Source organism: Niallia endozanthoxylica, from assembly GCF_008710145.1.
GTDB classification, from domain to species: Bacteria; Bacillota; Bacilli; order Bacillales; family Cytobacillaceae; genus Bacillus_BD; species Bacillus_BD endozanthoxylica.
The window spans coordinates 1-23,248 of record NZ_VYKL01000076.1 but is presented as its reverse complement, the minus strand read 5'-3'; the positions used below and the strand labels follow the sequence as shown (position 1 = coordinate 23,248).

Sequence of the window (23,248 nt, the reverse complement as noted above, 5' to 3'; positions counted from 1 at the left end):
TGGTGGGAGGTTAGTTTTTGAGCATTCATAATCTTGAAGAGTTAAAACAGCAGCTGGTGGATGGAATTCGGATGCTTGAGTATATCGGACATATCGACTTTAATGGTCATTTCAGTGTACGGATTCCTGAAACTGAATTTATTTTGATAAACTCAGCAGAAGCGAGCAGAAGCTCTTTAACAGTAGAAAATATTATTACCATTGATATGATGGGGAATCTTATTGAAGGAACGGGGAGGCCACCAAATGAATTTCCGCTCCACACACGAATATACAAGCGTAGATCAGATGTACTTGCAATTAGCCATACCCATCCAAGATGGTCAACATTGTTTACAATAGCAAAGATACCGATCCGTCCAGTCATTACACAAGGAGCAGTGCTTGGAACGATACCCGTTTTCGCTAAATCTCATTCAATTAGTAACATTGAAATTGCTGATGAATTGGCAGAAAGACTAGAAGATCATCATATTGCACTATTAAAGGCACATGGTGCCGTCATCACCGGTCCTTCCATTATCGAAACATTTGTCCGCAGTGTGTTTTTAGAAGAGAATGCACAGCGCCAATATATGGCAAGTCAATTAGGCTATGCCCATTCCGTAGAGGATGAGGAAATCGTCAGTATATCAAAATTCATCTGGCAGGAGAAAAATATCCAAAAGGTTTGGGATTATCATCTTAGTAAACTCAAATAATAAGGGGACTTTTATTATATAAGAAATCACATTATGGAGTTAATAATTATCTTTGAGATGATTATTAACTCTTTTGTGTATTTTTAAGTGTCATTATACCCTTTGAGACAAACACGTAGGTTACACCATTATTCAGCAAATGAAATCATCACCTCTCATGTTTATCCTATTCTATAACTCTCAAACATAGAAAAATATATGACTGGTATGTCAACACTAAACTAGACAACTTTTTAAGGTGTTTAAGTTTGTAATCAATCGGACTCCTATAACCAAAAATGTTATTTTTCATTTTTAGTTGTTTATTTCTCTTTCAGAGTTCAATCAGTTCCTTTTGTTCCTCTGTTAGATTGTCTTTTCCTTAAAAGAACCAGAGCTCTGACTCACCCACTTATCGAAAGAAGAAGGTGTCAAGTCATACTCACGAATAATCTCTTTTCTTGATTTCCCATTTTGGTACAGCTGCACCATCTGTTGTTTAAAATATTTAGTAAATGTTCGGCGTTCTCTTTTGGCCATGTAGATTCTCCCCAAATGTATTATCTGTAGTCTACTTGATTTTAAAAATTCTCTCCAACTAAGTGTGGCCTATCCAAAAAGGTACTTTCTCTACAATCTGAAACCACTTTAAGTGGTTTTTTATTTTTCTGCCTCAAAAATTAAATACTTTACATCTCTCATTTCGAATTAATCAGCTAGCTTTAAAGTTAGCTATTATTCTTTAGAAACAAAGAATGTAGGATTTTTCAGGTGAGTGAAAACTTAAAAGTTAAAACATAGGTTACGAAACCTTACTTTCTATCATTCGGAACCTTTTTTCACAAAAACCATGTAGCATTAGCGCTACATATAAGGTCGAAGTTGTTTTTTATTCAGAAGGGTGAGAATGCTTCCAATGGGATTACTGTTAAAATTGTGAAGAAATACACTTAAGCTGATATGAACGAAACTGTCAATAGCCCACCGAATTTCTGTCATTTTTTTGGTTTTTGGGCAACCTAAATACAGAAGCTTATATTGCTTCTTTTTCAGGGATCAACTAATATTGGTTAAACTATTTCCTCGTCATCAAGATGAGAGGAAGAGGTAAGCGCACGGCACGAAGGCAAAAGATCTCTACAACGGTTAGCACTCTGATATTCGTGGGTTCTCACATTTTATCTTTCCGTACAAAGGAGCTTCCACTAACTAACGACGTGCGTTAGCCTATTTAGACATGGCACAAGCTTAAGTCGTGGGTTCTCCTTTCCGATTTTAACCTTTGCCTCCGAGCCCTATTCTTATCTCACTTTTATTAAAAGAATTAATTTTTTGTTATTGTTATAAGTTACTGAAAGTTGGGTAATAAGTTTATGCTGCTTTACCTTTTTGTTCTTTCTCAGCTTCTTGTGCAATTGCCCATATGAATCCAGTTAATTCTCTGGCTACTGCTGTTATTGCTTTTCCGGCAACTTTTCCAGAGGATAGTAGACGAAAATATCTTTTGTTCAAACGAGTTTGGGCTTTCCATGAAATCTGAAGTAACTCTGGTGGTTGTCCTTCTTGTCTCTTTTTTAACTTTCCTTTCACAGCCGGTGGATATCGATAACTCCACGCAGATTCAATTAACAATCTCCGGACATGACGGTTTCCTGCTTTTGTTATCTTTCCTTGACGTCGAAGTTCTCCACTTGAACTTTCGCTTGGAATAAGTCCTGCATATGCCATTAGTTGCTTAGGAGAAGAAAATCGTTGGAATGATCCGACTTCTGCTACTAAACTAGTTGCCGTAACCACTGCTACTCCTCTTAGTGTCTGAAGGGCTTGAATCATTGGTGCGTGCACACCTTCTGTAGCTTGCCTTTGGATTTCTTCTTCCAAACGGTATAATCGTTGTTGAATTTCAGTTAATTGATGCATATACTCTTCATAAACAATTTTTGATGCAGAATGGTCAAACTTTAACGCATTTAACCACTCACAATATCTTGTAGTCCACTTTTTTACACCTTTCGGAGAACGAATATCGTGACGTAAAAGGAACTTAGTTAAGCGATGTTTTGCTCTTAATTCATCTTCTTTAGTATCTTCTCGAGCACGAACCAAATCGCGAAGCGCTTCATCTTCTTCTCTAGGTACATATACAGAGGTTAATTCACCAGCACGAAAAAGTTTTGCCAGATTAATGGCATCTCTACGATCTGTCTTTACACGGTCTCCAGGCTTTTTAGGAATTAATGCTGGTGCAATGACCTCGCATTCAATACCCAAACTGACAAATAGGCGATATAACCCATATCCTGTTGGACCAGCTTCATAACACACACGAAGTTGTTTTGGATCCCCTAACTGTTTTACTAATTTCTTAATACTTTCAATCGTATAGGGAATCATTCCAAAATACCTTGGTTGGTCACGTCCCTCATCTGCAATTGCTACTGCGATTTTTTTCTTCGATACGTCTAAACCTACATATTTTGTGATAGTATTCATAATAACTAGCTCCTTTCGTAATGTAGCTCTGATTTGTTTGGTTTGAGTTTTCTTTACTAGTAACTCAGCTTAACCAAATTAACCTACGATGTTACGAGTGAGGGGCTAGTTTCGTTCATGATAACTATCGTGGCAGAATATTTAGTTATAGAGCGAAAAATACCACGATGCTAGGTACACTATTCAAAAAGGGATTAATAATGGATGAAAGCTCAAGGTGTTTTAAGAATATCGATGGGTTAGATTAAATTTGTCGAATTTGTCGTTGCAATGGAAGTATAATATATTAGTGAATAATTTAGTTCCTTTTTTAGGTCCTAACGAAAGGAGATCACCGTTGAGCGCTATAACCAATACTAAGGATATTTTGGAGCGAGTATCCGATGCATTTTATTCGTTAAATAATGAATTAAAATTTGAATATATAAATAATGTTACAGAAAAACTTTTACAAATCAAACGAGAAAATGCGATTGGCCAATATATTTATGATGTATTACCACACAGTGACTTACATAAATTTGTCTCACGATATAAAAGGGCATTGTCGGAACAAGTACCTGTAGAATTTGAAGAGTTTTTTAATAATAGATGGTATGAAATAAGGGCATTTCCTTCTAAGGAAGGCTTGTCTGTACTTTTTAGAGATATTACAGAACAAAAGAAAGAGTTTCAAAACATTAATTTTCTAGCTAATTACGATGTTATAACAGAAATACCAAACCGTTTTTACTTTAATAAATACTTAAAACGTAAGTTACAATCACAATCTATTGGTGGTTCATTTGCTATTTTATTTATAGATATTAATAATTTCAAAAATGTTAATGATACATATGGTCATGAAGTAGGTGATTTGGTATTAAAGCAAATTTCAAGACAAATTGAGAAAAAAATAAATCAATTTGGTTTCATAGCTCGATATTCTGGAGATGAATTTCTTCTAACGTTGGAAAACCTTGATGAGAATGAAGTTTCATCTGTGATTGAACGAATAATTGAATCATTTTCAAGTCCATTTTGTATAAATGGGTATGACATAAAAATTTCAATCTGCGTTGGGGTTAGTCAGTTTCCTAAGGATGGACAAAGTGAAGAATTATTAATAAAACATGCAGAAAATGCAATGTATCAGGCAAAAAAAGAGGGGAGAAATACCTATAAGTTCTACGCCCTTGATGAGAATGAAGAGAGAGTAGACGCTTTAAAATTAGAGATAGAGCTCCACAAAGCGATAGAAAATAATCAATTATTACTTCACTATCAACCTAAAATCAATTTAAATACGGGGAAAATTGTGGGTGTTGAGGCATTACTTCGTTGGAATCACCCAGAATGGGGAATGGTATCACCAAGAACATTTATCCCTATTGCTGAAGAGACAGGATTAATTTTACCTATTGGGGAATGGGCTTTGAATGCTGCTTGTAAACAAAATAAAACATGGCAGCAACAAGGTTTTTCAACAGTTGTTTCTGTCAATTTATCAGCTATTCAATTTAATCAGACTAATATAATTGATACTATTGAATCTATTCTTCAAAAAACAGGATTAGAACCACACTTTTTAGAAATTGAGATTACTGAAAGTATGACAGCTGATATTGACCGTACAATTTTAATGTTACAACAGCTTAAAAAGATTGGAGTCCGTGTTAGTATCGATGATTTTGGTACAGGTTTCAGTTCATTAAGCTACTTAAAAAACTTTCCTGTTGATACCTTAAAAATCGATCAGTCTTTTGTTAAAGAACTTCGAAACAACCCAAATGATGAAACCATAGCTAAAACCATTATCTCAATGGCTCATAATTTGAATTTGATTGTAGTGGCAGAGGGAATAGAAACAAAGGAACAACTAGTTTTTCTACAACAACATTTATGTGATGAAGGACAAGGATATTTTTTAAGTAAGCCCTTAACAGCATCCCAATTACAAGAAAAACGATTTGAAATCGAAAAAATAGTTGAAGAACATGGAATCCCTAAAGATATCAACCAACAATTGTTATTGAAAGAATTATTGGAATCGGCCCAAAGAGAGTTACACGATACGATTCGTTTGCAGCAAGGGATGATATTTAAGTATAAGAAAATTAATGAACGGTTTATTCATACACAATGTGACGGGGAATTATTATACCGTCTTGGAATGATTCCTTCTCAAGTGATAGGAAAAGAATTAGATGATTTTCTACCTTATAGAACTGCCCTCCATAAAACTACCTACTATAAGATGGCATGGGAAGGAGAGGAATCTGTTACTTACGAGGCAGAGCTAAATGGAATTAATTATCTTACAACTTTACGTCCTATTAAAAAAGCGGGAGAAGTAGTACAAGTCATAGGTTCATGTATAGATATAACGAAACGCAAAAAAGCGGAGAAAGCTTTACAAGAAAGTGAAGCTAAATATCGACTGATTTCTGAAAACATGACGGACATAATCATGTTATTGGATATAAATGGAACGATACAGTATGCATCACCTTCCCTTGGAAAAGTAATGGGTAACCCATTAAAATCATATATAGGTAAAAGCTCTTTTGATTTAATACATCCTGAAGACAGGCACAGCGTAATAATGGGATTTGAAAAAGTACTAGATACTTTGAATCCATTAAGGACGGAAGCTCGTTTTGTGAACGTTGATGGCAAATCGTTATTATTTGAAGGATTAGGTACCCCAGTCCTTGGAGAAAATGGCGATCCAGAACATTTTCTTGTAGTGGGGAGAGATATTACTGAAAAAAGGGAAATGGAAGAACAGCTCTCAAAATCAGAGAAATTATCAGTTGTGGGTCAACTTGCTGCAGGTGTTGCACATGAAATTAGAAACCCTATAACTTCAATAAAGGGATTCATTCAACTTATAGAGGAAGGATTCATAAAGAAAGAATTTTTTGAGGTAATTTCCAAAGAATTTAAACAAGTTGAGGAAATTCTCGAAGAATTTATTAATCTTGCCAAACCAAAAGAAATTCAATTAAACAGGGTTAATATTAAAACTATACTTAAAGAAGTGGAGACATTATTAAAACCAGAAGCAAATTTGAAAAGTGTAGAAATTTTCCAAGAGTATACACAAAATCTTCCTCAGATTATGTGTGATACAAACCAAATAAAACAAGTTTTTATTAATATAATTAAAAATAGCATTGAAGCCATTCCTAAAAATGGGCTTGTAAAAATCCAAGGCAGTATAGAAGGAGAAAATGTCCTAATAAAAATAATCGATAATGGAATTGGGATAAGTGAGGAGCGAGTTCAGAAATTAGGTGAGCCGTTCTACAGTAATAAAGAAAAAGGTACTGGTTTAGGTTTAATGATATGTTTTAGAATTGTTCGGGAACATAACGGGTCAATAAAAGTAAAAAGTAAAGAAAATGAAGGTACTACGGTTGAAGTTAGGTTACCAATAAAAACTTGTCAATAGGAAGAAACATAATGAATCAAACTATATTATAGCTAGTTAGGAAAAGAATATGCAGGAAGGCAATATAACGCCATTAAAAGCAAACAGAAAAACTCCCAATGCTTATTCATTTGTTATGAAATTAATAAATTAGACTTTTAACCAGTTATCTAAATAATAACTCAATCCCCATCTGACATACAGGTGGGGATTATTTGCCGTTTACCATCAAACGGTTAAATAAAAAGTTCTTCTTCAGAAAATACGGATCCGCTTACTCTCAATTATCCATATTTTAGCTGAACAAAATCAAACCAGTATAATTTATCTCTTTTCTGGAAAACTATACCACGAGAGGAGATGACTGGTCATGAGATTACTTCAAAACTTAAGAAAAAGAAAAACATTTAAGCTTTCAGAAATGATTGATTCCTTTTCTATTGAAGAACCAGATCAATCAATAAAATCAGACCTTTCAGCCAATGAACATTTTTTGCGAGATATTTTTCAACAATGTTCTGATGTTGTGTTTCGTGTTGTACCTATAAATGATAAAACAAAATTACTTTTTGTTTATATTGATGGTTTGTGTGACACAAAACCTCTTGATGAGATGGTGTTAAATCTTGGTAGGGCATCTGAAAAAAAATGTGAAGTATTTATATTTGAAGAATTTGTTGCAAATCAGCTTCGTGCGGTTGCTCAAATAAAATCAACCCAGAATGTAAATGAATTAGTTAATGGTATATTAACGGCAAATGTCGCCGTTCTAGTCGAGGGAGAAACAACTGCTTTACTTGCAGATTTAAAAGGTTTTGAAAAACGGTCAATTGAAGAGCCTTCAGCCGAACCCGTCATACGTGGTCCAAGAGACGGGTTTACAGAAATATTACGTGTGAATACAAGCTTAATCCGAAGACGAATTAGGAGTCCTAGATTGAAGATAGAGTCATTTACAATTGGTAAACTTTCAAAAACAGATGTAGCAGTTGTATATATTGAAAAAATTGCAAGTGATTCTGTTATTGAGGAAGTACGAAAGAGACTCGAGTCGATTGAAATTGATGGAGTTATCGAGACTGGTTATATTGAAGAGTTTGTTGAAGATTTTCCTTTTTCTCCATTTCCGCAAGTTCAAAACACGGAACGCCCTGATATCGTTTGCGGCAGTTTACTGGAAGGGAAAGTATCCATATTTGTAGACAATACTCCATCTGTTCTGATTGTTCCCATGACCTTTTGGTCGGGGTTGCAGGCCGCTGAAGACTACTATGAACGGTTTATTTATGTAACCTTTATTCGCTGGATTCGCTATATTTTATTTAATATTTCATTACTGCTTCCCTCTATATATGTTGCAGTAACAACTTATCACACACAGTTAATTCCAACAAATTTGTTAATAAGTATAGCAGCTGCACGAGAGGATGTCCCATTTCCAGTGTTGTTTGAAGCTTTTATGATGGAGCTGATGTTCGAAGCTTTACGTGAAGCTGGGATACGGCTTCCAAAGACAATTGGTTCAGCTGTTAGTATTGTAGGAGCGCTTGTTATAGGGGAAGCTGCTGTACAAGCTGGTATTATCTCTGCTCCCATGGTTATTGTGGTAGCAGCCACAGGAATAGCATCATTCGCGGTACCGCGATATAATTTAGGCACTGCATACAGGCTCCTTCGCTTTCCTATGCTTATTCTAGCAGGACTGTTTGGTCTCTATGGAGTTATTCTGGGAACGATTGCCATCCTTATTCATCTTGTTCATCTTCAATCCTTTGGGGTTCCCTATTTAAGTCCGATTGCCCCGCAAAGTCCAAAATATCTAAAGGATGTTTTGGTACGCGCACCTAGATGGAGCATGCATCGTCGACCTATAAGGATAGCTGGTCAAGATAAAACCCGTATTCCTGAAGGGCAGCGGACGAAAACCTAAAGGAAGGAACTAATGATGAAATGATCAAAAGATTAAAAACATGTCTTTTTATACTAGTTTGTATGTTTTTAACTACCGGATGCTGGGATGAAAAAGAAATAAACGATCGGGCGATCATATTGGGGTGGGGTTTCGACCAAAATGAAGATGGAGATTATATTGGCAGTGCTCAGATTGTTGTTCCCGGGGAAGTTGGCGAGAGAAGTAGTGGTCAAGGCAAAGGATACATAGTTGAAACAGCGACAGGGAAAAGTCTTTTGGATGTAACTCAGAATTTGCAAAGAAAGCTCTCAAGGAAAGTTTTTCTAAGTCATCAGAAGGTCATTGTAATTGGGGAACGCTTAGCCAGAAATGGGATATCGAACATCCTTGATGTATACAGTCGACAACCTGAACTTCCCATACGAACGAATGTTTTTGTTTTAAAAAACGGTGATGCATTGGATTTTCTGGAGGTACCGTACAGGATGGAAGATATGCCTTCTACTGCTGCAATGAAAATGTTCCAAAGTACATCAGGACCAGAAAGCACTACGTTTAAGGATTTTTTGGAAGGGGCGAGTTCAGAGGGAATTAGTCCGACATTACCGATTTTTGAAATTATTAGTTCTAAAAAAGAAGGGAACCAAGAGAAAGAAAAGGATACAGAGACCTTCCGGCTTGGTGGAAGAGCTATTTTCAATCAGGATCTTGAGTTGGTTGGATTTTTATCCTATCGGGAGGCAGTTGATAGATTGTGGATTATTAACAAGTTAAATACTCATAATTTAACCACAAATTTATTAGGGGAAGAAGGAAATGTAGGTATTCTGGGTATGAATTTTAAAAGTAAGATCGAACCTATTATACAAAATGATCAAGTGGAATTTCATATAACGCTTTCCGGAAAAGGGGTGGTTCGTGAAAATAATACAGCATTAGACCTAAAGCAGCTGAAGAATTTTCAAAGAATAGAACGTGCATTTAATAAGAATTTGCAAGATCATATGATAAGTACCATTACAAAAGTCCAAAAAGAATATAAAACAGATATTTTGGGTTTTGGACAATCCGTTCATAAGAAATATCCCCGAAAATGGAAAATGTGGAAAAAAGATTGGAGTAAGAAATTCTCAGATGCAGATATTACTGTTAAAGTGGATATACATATTGAGCGTACTGGAATAACTGGTTCTCCATTACATTTGAAGGAAAGTGAGATCCAGAAATGAAAATTTCCAAGTATCAAATATTTTGGATGATTGTATCTCTAGAAATTGGAATGGTTTTGTTATTGACACAATCACCTGCTATTGAGGAAGCAAAGCAGGACGCCTGGATCTCATTTATTTTTGCTGGGTTGGCAGGAATAGGAATTTCCTTTGCTGCAGGAAAACTAAGTCTTCTCTATCCTAACCAAACATTCATCCAGTATAGTCAAAGCATATTAGGGAAATGGTTAGGAAGAATAATAGTGATTCCATATTTTATCCATTGGCTTTCTGTGATCGGAGTTATTTTTCGTCAATCATCAGAAGTAATCCAAATGACTTTATTTACAAGCACCCCATTGTTTATTTTAATTGTACTTTTATTACTTTTAGTAATTTATGTGAATTACATAGGGGGGATTGAAGGCATTGGGCGGTGTAGTGAAATCATGGGCCCGTTGATATTGTTAATGGTTATTATTACTTTGTTCCTTAATTTTAATAATATAGAATGGGATAAAATTCTACCCGTTTATACTGATTCAGGATTAAAATCTATTTTACAAGGAGGTTTAACGCCTGTATCGTTTTATGGTGAGTCGGTTTTAATGATGATGCTACTCTCTTTTACAGAAGAACCTAAAAAAGGAGTAACTTGGGCTGTATGGGGTGTAGGAGTTGTAACTATTTTAGTGACTATTTCAACGCTAGAAATTCTAATGGTATTTGGAGCAAATTTGTCTTCAAGACTATGGTATCCATATTTTGAGATGGCAAGATACATATCGCTTATGCAATTCCTGCAAAATTTGGAAATAGTTGTGACTGTTATATGGATCTTCAGCGTATTTATAAAATTGTCCATTTATCTATTCGTATCTAGTTATGGGATAGCTCAGTGGCTAAATATAAAGGATTGGCGAAAGGTTATTTGGTTTGTAGCAATAGCTTCAATAGTACTTTCTTTGATTTATCCTAATAATAACGTAGCGTCTGTTTCTTATCTTGAAAAATATTGGCTTCCATTTGTTCTCCCCATAAATATGATAGGTATTCCCTTGCTCCTTTGGGGGATTGGAGTGATTCGCAAAAATTCACAACAAATTGATGAGTAATAATAAAGCAAGCGTAAAATAGGCTCCATCTGATAAACAGGTAGGGCCTATTTTACGCTTACTTAATAAATATACATTCTCTTCTTCAACAGGAATCATTTCATCTCACGATTTATAACTGCATCTTTGTCCACTGCCAATAAGAAAAATAGAATAACATGATGACTAGTATATAATGATGATATAAATAATCTTTAAGAGTTTGATCTACTAGTTAGATCATTTCAAGCAATTGTTTCTTCTTTTGAATCCTTCGCTTTTGCTACCTTCGAATTCGAAGAAAAATGTTCCTTTTCAATAAGAGATGAAACTAGTAAACTTCCAAGAATTGCCCACAATGGAGCGCTAATATTGAAAAAGTTCACACCTGACATCCCAATAATTAAGGCAAAAAAGGCACCCATTTGAAACCTACTATTGGAAAAAGCTGTTTTTAGTGAATTGATGAGAACACCTAGCATGGCTAGTCCAGCGATTACTGTAACGATCACACTTGGCATGGCCACAACAAAGGGAACGACGATTGACGCAAATAGTCCAAAAATCGAGAAGAACACGCCATTCGCAACCGATGCTGCATACCGACTTTCTTTTTTTCCTACTTCTTTTGCAGAACAAATAGCCGTCATCGTTCCAGCGATATTCGTCGCATGACCACCGAAGAATGAAGCTATAAGGCCGACGATGGAACCGCAAATGGCCATTGCACTGTTCGGCGGCTTGTATCCTTGAGCCATTAGCACCCCTGTTGCTTGGGCATTTTCACTACAAATGATGAGTAATGCAAGGGGAATACCAATAGATACAATGGCTTCAAGACTAAACGTTGGCATGGTTAATTGGGGAATCATAAATGAGTATTGAACATTCTGAATTTCAAATGAATTCGTGAAGACGGCCAATAAAACTGCTACGATTAATGCAGTTAAAACAGGAGGAACCTTTTTTAGAAAGCGTGATGAAAGCAAAAATACCAGAATAGCCGAACCTGCTAATACTGGAGAAATGGTAATAGATGTGATCATATCCGTCGCAAAACGGATCATCACGCCAACAATCATTCCCATCACAATTGGAATTGGTATCCATTTCATCACCTTGTCAATTAAGCCTGATGCTCCAAGAATAAGGACAAGAATATTTGCTGCTAGATATGCGCCTATTGCTTCGTTTAATGAAAAATGCGTTAAAGAACCTGCAACTAATACAGCTCCTGGAAGGGTACCAGCTCCTGAAATGGGCTGCCGGTACTTTAATGCCAAAAATATACCAAGTAATCCACTAAAAAAATAAATAGCAAATAACCAGCTTATTGTCTGAGCATACGTCAAGCCACCATTTATAGCTCCACCAATAATATTTAACACAGGGCCTGTACATCCAAAAATAGATGCAACCAAACCAGCACTAATCGTATTTACATTTAGATTCTGATGTAAATCTGTAAAATTTGTACGTAAATGTTTGTCTCTCATAGCCATAAATTCCCCCTACACCTCATTTTGTTTTGAATTTCGAAGTAAATAAAATTAATACTATTTTCCGTATTTAGAGATACTAATGCGTTTTAAGTTCAGTTATAAATTGTTAAATAGAACAGGAGAAACGGAACCTGCAACCATAACAATAAGGATTATGAAGCAAATTTTATTTTGAAAACGATACGTTTCGTTTTATATTATATATAAAACGAAATAGTTTTTTCAATGTTTATAATATTTATTTTTCATTGAATTTATATTGATTCAAATTATAGTATACGTAATTTGAACTTTTACCTATATCCATTTAAATGAGGGATGAAAATGCCAGAAAAAACGATCTAAACAGTATTCAGTAGGTAGACCGCGAAGTGAGTCGTCCCCAATCGTTATTCTTAACGCAATGAACTGCAGGGGGATAAATTAGTGGCGGTTCAACGTTATTTAGAAGGGACAGCGAGCTATCATTCAATTGGAGAACTGGGACATCTGAAAGTGTGGTAATGAACTCCGTAGCACAATACAATTATCATGGTAAGGTTAATTAAACTACTTATATTTAAGTAGAATTAAATAATTTAGGGAAAGCGGGGCGTCTTAATGGCTGTAAACGCAGAAAAAATGACAGCTGAAGTTTCAGCATAAGTCAACCCGCCGTTTGTACAGCCATTAATAATAATTAATGATGGGCTGATACACCCAAATAGAGCTGCTTCTATGCCAGCGGTGGTCGTATTCGCATTTGGATTCTGTCATAAATCTTTAAAGTTTGTCCAAAAATGATTTTCTTGCATAACCATTTATCCTCCACACTTCGATAAAAATGATTTTGTGTTTTTTACTATAATAATACTTAAAATGCTTTTGTACTCATCCAATTAATGATTCTGAACTAATCCAAGTATTAAACAACCCAAGCTGATCCTTGACTAATACTATTGTTTGGTTCTAGAATCCAAAATAAAAAAACTGCCAAGAAAAAATACCTCTTTCTCGACAAGCATAGAGAATACATATTAATTTTATGTGTCTATATGAAGAAATCACCATCAGAGTGTAAGTTGTTAGACATCTTAATTTGCTTCTTTTTCGGTCGTTTTAAAGTAATCAATAATCTCACTACCCGTTGCAATCCAAACGTCTTTATGATTTGTAATATAGGCAAATGCTTTTTCTAAATATTTGCTTCTAAACGGTTGCCCAATCAGGAATGGATGCAAGCAGATTGACATGACTCTAGCATTTGACTCACCTTCGGCATAAAGGACGTCAAATTGATCAACGATCATTTGATAAAACTGTTCAGGTGTATATCCAAAACGTAGGAATGCTGTAATATCATTAATTTCAATTGAGTAAGGAATCGAGTATAAGAGACTTCGGTTCTTAACCTTCATTGCGTATGGTTGATCGTCGTTTACCCAATCCGCAACGTACTCTATGCCTTCTTCTTTCAATAAATCTAGTGTGTTAAAGGTTTCCGTGAGGGCTGGTCCAAGCCAACCTTTAGGTTTGCTTCCAGTACTCTTTTCAATTGTTCCAAGTACATCCTTGATTATTTGATGTTCCTCTTCTTTTTCTAAATTCGCCATAAGTTTTGAATTTGTGATCCCATGACCCATCCATTCCCAACCAAGTTGTTTCCCGGCTTCTATTATTTCCGGATACTCTTTACACACGTCTGAGTTGAGCGCGGCAGTACCTTTGATGTTGTATTTTTTCATCATATCTATTAGTCTCCAAATGCCAACACGTACTCCATAGTCACGCCATGAATAATTTAAGATATCGGGCTTAAATCCAGCAGTACTTTCATAGATCGATATGGAAGGCTGATCAAAATGAAAATGTTCTAAATTCGGGATTACCCATAGCGCTACGCGGGCTCCATTGGGTAGCTTTAATGGTCTTCGATTCACAATGGGTGAAAAATCAAAACGAGCATGTTCCAAAAAACTCTCTCCTTTTTAAATCCTTAGGAACTAGCCTAAGGATTTGAGTGTACTACTCTCACAAATGATGATAATACAACAACGTTTTTAGATTTTTTTTGTCTTCAGAGACAATAAAAAAGGCCCTACAACAATTAGGTTGCAAAGCTCTTTTATTTGAGAAAATAGCCATTTAGTCTCTCCTCATTAAGTAACGAATGGTATCGTGGACGGAAACAACATCTCCAAATTTAGTGTTAATATCCGCTAAATTACTACGATGAACGTAATCATCGCGATCTCCAACAGCTTCTGCTGGTACGATTGGACGAATCCCATACTGAATGGTTTCGGTGACAACTGTTCTTATAGCACCGCTAGTTGAAAATCCGCAAATAATAAGTGTATCACAAGAATGTTTTTTTAAGAGTTCAAGTAATTCTGTCTGGTAATAGACAGACAAATATTTATACATTAAATGTATATCCGATTTCTTCTCTTTGATACGATCATCTAATTTTACATCCTTTATTGTTCTTTTAAGTGAAAGCATAGCAGGTATTTTTTTTGTATAAATCTCTAATCCAAGGTCATTCTCTTGATAGCATGAGTGTGCAAACACAACAGGACAATTTGTTTGGTGTGCTGTATTGACAAGTAGTGCAATCTGTTCTACTTCTTTATTCCATTCTCCGTACAGGGGAGACTCTTTTTTTGTGGTAAATAATGTATTACAGTCAATCACTAGTAATACGGGCTTTTTGCCAAAACCGATCTTTCCTGAAAACCCTCTATTTAGAAAAAACTGTTCTATTTCAGAAGTGGAATAACGTCTTTGTCCTCCTGGGGTATAGTACACCCTTAAGCCGTAACCTTTTACTTCTTTATCTTTTTCTAGTCTTCTTAACGTAGTAGGTGAAATTCCTAATAATCTTGCTGCATCGTGTATCGGAACTAAGATAATATTCCTCTCCTTTATTTTATGTCAATCTACTAATCTTTACCTTACTTTATTAAATAATATAAATGATTATTTGAAATAAATCAAAAAGTAATATATTGACACTTTTATATAATTATGATAATTTTTGGTTAAGTTTGGTTAGGTTTATATAAATTAAAGGAGGTTGGTGTACTAGTCAATCACAGTGATAGAGATTCAATTTTTTGAATATTTAGGGAAGAGAAAACGTTTGGGCTAAATAAAATACGCTAAAATCGAATATATACTAGGAGGAAGAATATGAAATTTGTAATAGATGATCCCAAAAAAGTAGCCTTACTTGTAATCGACATGGAAAATGATTTTGTAAAACCAGGTGCTCCTATGCAAGTTCCTATGGCATATGAAATGATTCCTAATGTAAAAATGCTGCTTAATGTTTGTAGAGAAAGAGGTGCGACAGTCATTTATACAACTCATGTACATGGAAAAGATCGAGGGGACATGGGGCTAATGGGAGATTTTTGGGCACCGATTGGAAACCAGACTGCTTTAGTAGATCATACAGATGGAATAGAGATTTACAAAGACCTTGCTCCAAATGAAGGGGAGCTAGTCATTAAAAAACATCGCTACAGTGCGTTTTATAACACTGATTTAGAAACACAGTTACGTAATAGAGGAATTGAAACGTTAATTATTACTGGAACTGTTACAAATATGTGTTGTGATTCAACTGCTAGAGACGCTCAATTTAGAGATTATAATGTGATTTTTGTATCAGATGCGACAGGTACGATGGATCATCCTGATCTGGGTGCTGGATCAATGAAAGCGGAAGAAATCCAAAAATCTACACTTACGAGTTTGTCTATGTGCATTGCCGAAATAGCTTCAACAAAAGAAGTTATTGATAAATTAGAGAATTCAAAAGTAATAGCTAGGTAAAAGGCTATGAACCGGTTCTTTCTTAGTCTAGGAAACTAGCTTTAGTTTTCAACTAATCAATAGTGTAATTTCTTTATTAAAAGGGATTAGGGATATTATTTCTAATCCCTTTTGGAGTGGAAATAGAAGCGTTTATCGATAAGACAGATAAAGCCATTATACTAAGCGAAGCAAAAGGATAGGAATCAAGTATTGGTTTTAAAATAAAAAACCAATACAAAATGAAACGGTCGGAAGAAACAAGGTGTTAGAAAGTAAAAGGAATATACATAGCTAAGTATTTGAATAACCTTACTAAAATAATAGAATCCTTCTCGATGTTTGAAAGATACAAGGCTTAAGCAAGGGGGCAAGACGGCTCTCTTATTTTTTAGTGCCTTTTTTGAAATTTTATAACGTTTATATACGTGGAATATATTAAATCGGATATTTACCCATAAATAATAAAAAGAGGTAGCCTTATGGATGAATCAAACCAACTTAATAGAGAACAGAAAATAGAGTCCGATTCAAAAGTTCACAAGAGATCAGCGTCTTGGATTATTCTTTTAGGTATTATTTTAATTGCCGTTAATCTACGTGCACCTTTAACGTCAGTTGGGCCTTTAGTAGATCTCATTCGGAATCAGATGCATTTATCGAACACATTGGCTGGGCTGATTACGACACTCCCCTTACTCGCTTTTGCCTTTTTTTCTCCTTTTGTGCCTAAATTAGGGAGAAAGTTTGAAGTTGAAGTCATCCTTCTGATTTCGATCATCTTTTTAACTATTGGGATTATTTTACGCTCTCTATCAGGAATAACTACGTTATATTTGGGAACTGCTGTTCTTGGGTTGGCCATTGCTGTTTGTAATGTATTGTTGCCAAGTCTGATTAAACGAGAATTTCCTGCGCAAATGGGCGTGATGACAGGTGTTTATTCCATTTCTATGAGCTTATTTGGCGCCATTGCTTCGGGTATAAGTGTTCCCATTGCTATTGGATTAGGGTATGGATGGCAGGGTGCATTAGGGGTTTGGGGGATTTTAAGCTTCATTTCTATTTTATTCTGGTTACCACAAATGAAACGCTATAGTAGGAAAACACCTACTATTTCTCATCAAGAGGATAACGCTCCTTTGAATTTATGGCGTTCTCCACTTGCTTGGCAAGTTACGTTGTTTATGGGACTGCAATCTACGGTGTTTTATGTGCTTGTCACATGGCTACCTGAAATCTTAAAGCAACAAGGAGTCAGTTCGAATCAATCGGGCTGGTTACTTTCTATCATGCAGTTAACCTCGCTTCCTTTTACATTTATTGCTCCGATCATTGCCGGGCGTATGGCCAATCAGCGTTTATTAGTGACCATTATAGCTATATGTCTTTTCATTGGAAACGTTGGATTACTTTATGGCAGTTTGAATTTGATTATTTTATGGATTGTGATGCTAGCAATTGGAGTAGGATTGTCCTTTGGTTTATCAATGATTTTTTTCGTCTTACGTACAGAGAATGCGAGGCAAGCGTCCGAATTGTCCGGAATGGCTCACTCAGTTGGCTATTTACTAGCTGCTATGGGGCCAACGTTTTTCGGCTATCTACATGATCTGACCAATAGCTGGAATATTCCACTTCTGATATTGGCTGGTGTATCCGTCCTGCTCTTGATAGTGGGTCTAGGTTCAGCTAAAAATCAATATATAAGTTCTGGCAAATGATCGTTTTGAGTACATGAAAAAAATCATAATCTATTTAGTCATGAAGCTCTTGCACTAGAAGCAACACAATTGTCCTTATTTGAGTGAAGAGAGTAGAATGGATAAAATTTCCCCTATTAATATAGTTGGGAAAGAGTAGTAGAGGGAGAGAGTATTATGCAGCAACAAATCAATCGAAGACTGGAAAAATTGATGTATTGGATGATACCGATTTATATTATTTTAGGTATTATTTTTTCATTCTATTTGAAAGATTTCTCCTTTTTAGTTCCGTGGTTTTTTGCTTTTATGACTTTTGAAGGCAGTTTAAGTATGAATTTAAAATCCTTAAAGGGTGCAGTAAACCAACCGCTTCCTATCTTTATTGTCTTAGGGTTCCTCCATATCGGTATGCCGCTTTGGGCATGAGCAGTTGGTCATATTGCTTTTAACGGAGATGCCTTCACGATTACGGGGCTTGTTCTTGGTATGGCCATTCCAACAGGGGTAACCAGTTTTATTTGGGTCTCCATGAAAAAAGGAAATACGGCTTTAGCCCTAGCTATTATATTAATTGATTCCTTGCTATCACCCTTTATCGTCCCATTCAGTTTGTCATTATTTATTGATCAAAAAGTATCAATTGATTTTATGAATATGGTGATGAGTCTACTTTATATGATTGTCCTTCCGTCCATTGCTGGAATGCTTTTAAATGGAATAACGAAAGGAAAAGTAATTCATGTATGGAAGCCGAGATTATCACCATTTTCAAAAATATTCCTTGGATTTGTCGTGATGCTAAATGGAGCACTCATTGCACCTTATTTAAAAGAAATTAATGTGAAACTCCTTTTTATTATCCTAGTTGTAACAGCTATTACTTTTACGGGCTATATCTTTGTATTTTTGTTAGCGAAACTGTTGAAATATGACAGTGAAACACTTGTCGCTTTTACCTTTATCGGTGGAATGAGAAATATTAGCGCAGGTTCTGTTATAGCCATTGCTTATTTCCCTCCTCAAGTTATTTTACCAGTAGTTACAGGGATGCTCTTTCAGGTGACAGTCGCGTCTATTTACGCTTCATTTCTTGATCGTTATTATAATCGGAAAGTCACAGAAAAAAGTAGGATCAGTATATAAGAAAGCAGGGAGCGCTTGGTTGTTCCTGTCGAGAATAGGATGCACGGTTTACATAAAAAAGGTCGGTACTTCTCATTGTTTAATGAAAACAATGAGAAGTACCGACCTTTTTTCTTATTTTTAATATATTCGGCTTGTGTAAAATAGTAAATTATAAGTTATGATACTGTTCGGCCTTAAAAAAGTCAAAAAAGCTGACTTTTAATTTTGCAATCAGCTTTAAACGCACTTATTGAATTAAAGCACTGTTCAATAAACCTAATATCAAAATTCAATATAAAAAGGATGAAGTTTTTCGTTTAAACAGTACTCAATTCTTTGCCTATAATTATTCCAAGTTAGCATGTTCAATGCTTTTTCAACTGGAAAGAAACCAACTTCCAAACTCTCAGAACTAGTGGTTAATTTTCCTCCGATTGGTACTCCCAAAAACAATGTATTACATGTAGACTCACTTACATTTTGAAATATTCCACAAAATTTTGTTACCTTAATATCTATACCCGATTCTTCTTTTGTCTCCCTAATTGCAGCATCCTTCAAAGATTCTCTTTCTTCAACCTGTCCACCAGGTATTTCCCAACCTCTGCGAGGTCCTTTAACTAATAAAACTTCTTTACGTTCGTTTAATACTAAAGAAGCTGCTGTAACAATATGTTTTGGTGGTGCCATATCGTAACCCCCATTCTTTTATAGTATTAAATTATTTAACAGTGAGGTTATTCCTATAATTTTTCTATTTATTTCAATTACACAAATCTGGCCAATTATGGAGGGATTATCCGCTAATTCCGGTTTGCTCACTCGATAATGCTATAACTCTGCTGACTAAGAATCCTCCAATAATTGCTACCAAAGCAGCGCTTGAACTTATGATGGTTGTTATTAAACTGTTTAGGTCCATAATTCTTCTCCCTTAATTTTAATTTAATTATAGGGTTAAGATTGGATTATGCACATTTACAAAGTTAAAGGAACTGAGCCTTATATCATTGATTATAAAGAGTAACCGCAATAGACTCTCGTATGGTATAGGGCTTTTTTGAATCATTTTAGACCTTACAATGAATGGAGAGGAGATTTCATTCTTTTTGTTGTGTGATACAGGGTATAATTTCTGAATTACTCTACGGGGCAAACCCGCGTGGTTTTATGGGCTATTTCTATAACGTCTTAAATACAACCGTTTTTTATAAAAGAGGAAATGAATCAAAAAAAGACGAGCGCCAATTTGGCACTCTTAATCGGGCTGAATTTAATTACGAGTTAAGGAGTAATAAATAAATAATGAAACTCAGATCATATTGTGTTTCACGAAAAATGGACTTAAATCACCAACATTCCCTAACAATAGATTATGTAAGAAAGTGAAAATTGTTCTGATTAAAACATCTATTTTTTAAAAAATTTAATTCTTAGCGCACAATTCAAACATTATATGCAATAATTTGCAGTAAACATGGCTCTTCTTGTTCAATTATCGGGTGTAATCCTTGTATAAGGGCGTACCGCCAATATTAATGAATTGAATCTCCTTTAGGTTAGTTTAATATAGATTATGAGAATCTTATTTAAATAGTTAGTATTTTATTACTAACAGGACAAGTTTTAAAGTATGATAGGCAAAAGGTGAATATATATTATAAATGAGGTGAAATTCCTAACCTGATTTATCGTTTTTCGACAGAAGACTCCCACCTCAAGGAATGAGAAGGGCTACAGCCCAATGAGTAGCATTCCTGTTAAGAGGATTTGCTGGGACTTGAACAAAAAAGAGCCCTCTTGGTATGATACGGGGTGTCAAATCTGCAGAATTGACCCAACAGGACATTACTGGTTGAATTTAGCCTATTTCCTAGAGGAACGGGGGATTCCCTTGGTTATGACCAACCCTATGCACGTTAAACGGTCAAAGGAATTGGATGACAATTTACCAACCAAACATGACCGTAAAGATGCGCTGGTGATCGCTCGTCTGATTAAAGATGGACGTTTCAGTTATCCACGTATCTTGAAAGACATAGAGGCTGAACTCCGTGTTGGATCAACGTTTAGGGGGAAGTTGACAGAGGAACTTGGGGCTGTCAAAAACATGATTATACGCTGGTTAGATCGCTATTTTCCTGAGTTTACTCAAGTCTTTCCGACATTTGGAAAGATGGCAATGGCGGTACTAGAATGTACCCCATTTCCAAGTGATCTTCACCAGAAACAACCTGATGAAGCATTATCCCTTTATCGAAAGGTCGAGGGGTTCAGGTCCCCCCAACGACCGAAAGCAGTGCGTCTAATTGAAGTCGCAGCTAACTCCATCGGAGTAACAGAAGGGCGAGAGATGGCCCGTATTGAAATCACCACTCTCGTTCGATGTTACCATCAGCTAGAAAGCGATATTGAAAGTATTACTCATCACTTAGTTGAGCTTGTAAAAACATCTGTAGAATATGAATGGCTATCAACGATTCCAGGGCTTGGAGATACAACCGTCGTTGAGCTATTAGCTGAAATCGGAAGCTTTTCGCATTACGAAGATCCACGCCAATTAATCAAACTCGCGGGATTAACGTTACGTGAAAATTCCTCCGGTAAGCACAAAGGACAAAAAAGTATCTCCAAACGGGGAAGAAAAAAGCTACGCGCCATCCTTTTCCGAGTAATGATGCCGCTGGTTCGCTATAATGAAGCCTTTAGAAAACTACATGAATATTACACAAACCGTAAGGTTAATCCTTTACGAAAGAAACAATCTATCGTAGTTCTATGTGGAAAACTATTAAAAGTGTTACATGGAATCAGTACCAAGCACAAAGCGTTTGACGCACAGCGAATGATGAAAGATATTCCTAGTCTCCGAGGGGCTATGTAAAGTTCTACATCACCTTAACAGACCTAGATAACAGGATGACACGGAGAAGCTGGCATTAAATCCCACCATTCGACCTAGAGTCCCTTGAGTAGCTTCGCTAGCCTCTGCCTTATGACTAGACCGAACGAAGGAATGTAGGCACACAGATGCCCAGAGACATGGGAGGGTACGTCATCATAAGCTACGCAGAGATCCATTGTGCATCGTATATTTCATTAGCACTACTCACCACTATTATCCAGTAGTGACCGCGTAGCGTACCCATGGAATGGAGGATTTTTACACAATATCAAAATACTGTTAGAGATTGTGTCGAAAATTATTTTTTTGGCACCCCACCAACGGCTCAAAATGTTGATAAATCAAGATTTAAAGAGGGAGGTGGGAGATGAATGTCGGTTGGCAATAGCCAAAACCTTCCTCCTGTGGTATAATTAGAACAAACGTTCCTGATAGGGAGGTGCAATATAGTGCTAGTCAACAAAGCTTTTAAGTTTCGTATTTTTCCGAATAAAAAGCAAATGGAACTGATCAATAAAACAATAGGATGTTCTAGGTTTGTCTTTAACTTCTTTTTAGGAAAACAGAAAGACAAAGATACCTATTGGTACATGGTTGAAGAAATGGTTCAAAATGGTCAGCTTCTAGCAAATAATTGGAAGGGTAAATGTCTAAATAAGCACGAAACAGTGAAAGCCATTCCAGAACTTAAAAAGCAATATTCCTTTTTAAAGGAAGTGGATAGTATTGCTTTGCAGAAGTCCGTTGAAAACTTAGCCGATTCTTACGATAGGTACTATAAAAAGCAGAATAAGTACCCCAAATTTAAGTCGAAAAAGAACCCTGTTCAATCCTATACGACTAAGCAAACGAATGGAAATATCGCTGTGATAGACAACTATATTAAACTTCCAAAATTGGGACTTGTTCGTTTTGTGAAAAGCCGTGAGGTAGAAGGACGTATTTTGAATGCTACCATTCGGCGTAATCCTTCTGGGAAATATTTTGTATCAATAGGAACGGAAACCGAAATATCAGAGTTACCCAAAACCCATTTAGCTATTGGGGTCGATGTTGGCGTCAAAGATTTTGCCATTCTTTCTAATGGAATCATCTACTCCAATCCAAGGTTTTTCCGTACTCTAGAAGAAAGGTTAGCTAAAGCACAACAGATGATGAGTAGACGAACTATTGGGGGTGCCAATTGGTACAAAGCCAAAAGAAAAGTCGCCCGAATTCATGAGAAAATTGTCAATGCACGTAAAGATTACTTAGACAAAATCTCAACCGAGATTGTCAAAAACCACGACATTATTGGAATGGAAGATTTGTCTGTAAGTAATATGCTGAAAAATCATCATCTTGCCAAAGCCATTAGTGAAGTCTCGTGGTCACAATTTCAAACGATGATTGAATACAAAGCCAAAT

16 protein-coding genes and 2 pseudogenes are annotated in these 23,248 nt (G+C 35.8%); 11 read left to right on the top strand and 7 right to left on the bottom strand.

Annotated elements, in window-relative coordinates; translation table 11 throughout:
- Positions 1-17: 17 nt before the first annotated feature.
- Positions 18-701, top strand: coding sequence for a class II aldolase/adducin family protein (locus tag F4V44_RS26830; RefSeq protein WP_223882046.1), 684 nt, complete (start codon positions 18-20; stop codon positions 699-701).
- A 316-nt stretch (positions 702-1,017) separates the two neighbouring features.
- Here F4V44_RS26830 and F4V44_RS26825 read toward each other — a convergent pair.
- Together F4V44_RS26825 and F4V44_RS26820 are read right to left on the bottom strand one after the other, a co-directional pair.
- Positions 1,018-1,220: pseudogene (locus F4V44_RS26825) on the bottom strand (transposase); the annotation flags it as partial.
- An 831-nt stretch (positions 1,221-2,051) separates the two neighbouring features.
- A complete protein-coding gene (locus F4V44_RS26820) occupies positions 2,052-3,173 on the bottom strand; it encodes an IS110 family RNA-guided transposase (protein WP_150443035.1) in 1,122 nt (373 codons plus the stop codon).
- 337 nt (positions 3,174-3,510) lie between these two features.
- On the opposite strand from F4V44_RS26820, the gene F4V44_RS26815 reads away from it, so the two are divergent.
- The 4 genes from F4V44_RS26815 (at position 3,511) to F4V44_RS26800 (ending at position 10,823) form a co-directional block, all read left to right on the top strand.
- Entirely contained in the window at positions 3,511-6,609 is a 3,099-nt protein-coding gene (locus F4V44_RS26815; RefSeq protein ID WP_191090877.1) for an EAL domain-containing protein, read from the top strand.
- Between the two features lie 349 nt (positions 6,610-6,958).
- Positions 6,959-8,518: a spore germination protein gene (locus F4V44_RS26810; protein ID WP_150443033.1), complete on the top strand. Its 1,560-nt coding sequence runs from the start codon at positions 6,959-6,961 to the stop codon at positions 8,516-8,518.
- Positions 8,519-8,538: 20 nt separating this feature from the next.
- Positions 8,539-9,729, top strand: coding sequence for a Ger(x)C family spore germination protein (locus F4V44_RS26805; RefSeq protein WP_150443032.1), 1,191 nt, complete (start codon positions 8,539-8,541; stop codon positions 9,727-9,729).
- Positions 9,726-10,823, top strand: a complete 1,098-nt coding sequence (locus F4V44_RS26800; RefSeq protein WP_150443031.1) for a GerAB/ArcD/ProY family transporter — start codon at positions 9,726-9,728, stop codon at positions 10,821-10,823. Before F4V44_RS26805 ends, F4V44_RS26800 begins: the two co-directional genes overlap by 4 nt.
- Positions 10,824-11,047: 224 nt before the next feature.
- On the opposite strand, the gene F4V44_RS26795 is transcribed toward F4V44_RS26800, so the two are convergent.
- From F4V44_RS26795 to F4V44_RS26785, 3 genes are all read right to left on the bottom strand, one after another.
- Positions 11,048-12,304 carry a benzoate/H(+) symporter BenE family transporter gene (locus F4V44_RS26795; protein ID WP_223882045.1) on the bottom strand — a complete coding sequence of 419 codons (1,257 nt, stop codon included), beginning with the start codon at positions 12,302-12,304 and terminating at the stop codon, positions 11,048-11,050.
- 1,073 nt (positions 12,305-13,377) lie between these two features.
- Positions 13,378-14,256 carry a polysaccharide deacetylase family protein gene (locus F4V44_RS26790; RefSeq protein ID WP_150443030.1) on the bottom strand — a complete coding sequence of 293 codons (879 nt, stop codon included), beginning with the start codon at positions 14,254-14,256 and terminating at the stop codon, positions 13,378-13,380.
- A gap of 172 nt (positions 14,257-14,428) precedes the next feature.
- A complete protein-coding gene (locus F4V44_RS26785; RefSeq protein WP_150443029.1) occupies positions 14,429-15,184 on the bottom strand; it encodes an isochorismatase family protein in 756 nt (251 codons plus the stop codon).
- A 294-nt stretch (positions 15,185-15,478) separates the two neighbouring features.
- Here F4V44_RS26785 and F4V44_RS26780 point away from each other — a divergent pair, with 294 nt between their 5' ends.
- The 4 genes from F4V44_RS26780 (at position 15,479) to F4V44_RS26770 (ending at position 18,954) form a co-directional block, all read left to right on the top strand.
- Positions 15,479-16,126, top strand: coding sequence for an isochorismatase family protein (locus tag F4V44_RS26780; protein WP_150443028.1), 648 nt, complete (start codon positions 15,479-15,481; stop codon positions 16,124-16,126).
- Positions 16,127-16,587: 461 nt separating this feature from the next.
- Positions 16,588-17,829, top strand: a complete 1,242-nt coding sequence (locus F4V44_RS26775) for a CynX/NimT family MFS transporter (protein ID WP_150443027.1) — start codon at positions 16,588-16,590, stop codon at positions 17,827-17,829.
- 156 nt (positions 17,830-17,985) lie between these two features.
- Positions 17,986-18,237 carry a hypothetical protein gene (locus F4V44_RS28085; RefSeq protein WP_223882044.1) on the top strand — a complete coding sequence of 84 codons (252 nt, stop codon included), beginning with the start codon at positions 17,986-17,988 and terminating at the stop codon, positions 18,235-18,237.
- A 12-nt stretch (positions 18,238-18,249) separates the two neighbouring features.
- Complete coding sequence (locus tag F4V44_RS26770) at positions 18,250-18,954, top strand: bile acid:sodium symporter family protein (RefSeq protein WP_223882048.1); 705 nt, start codon at positions 18,250-18,252, stop codon at positions 18,952-18,954.
- 264 nt (positions 18,955-19,218) lie between these two features.
- Here F4V44_RS26770 and F4V44_RS26765 read toward each other — a convergent pair whose 3' ends face one another.
- The gene (locus F4V44_RS26765; RefSeq protein ID WP_150443026.1) at positions 19,219-19,626 is read right to left on the bottom strand and encodes an NUDIX hydrolase; all 408 of its coding nucleotides are present in this window, start codon (positions 19,624-19,626) and stop codon (positions 19,219-19,221) included.
- 106 nt (positions 19,627-19,732) lie between these two features.
- Entirely contained in the window at positions 19,733-19,858 is a 126-nt protein-coding gene (locus F4V44_RS28245; protein ID WP_263406693.1) for a hypothetical protein, read from the bottom strand.
- A gap of 900 nt (positions 19,859-20,758) precedes the next feature.
- On the opposite strand from F4V44_RS28245, the pseudogene F4V44_RS26760 reads away from it, so the two are divergent.
- Positions 20,759-21,820: pseudogene (locus F4V44_RS26760) on the top strand (IS110 family transposase); the annotation flags it as partial.
- A 470-nt stretch (positions 21,821-22,290) separates the two neighbouring features.
- On the top strand, positions 22,291-23,248 hold a 958-nt coding region (tnpB, locus tag F4V44_RS26755), incomplete at its 3' end, for an IS200/IS605 family element RNA-guided endonuclease TnpB (protein WP_150443025.1).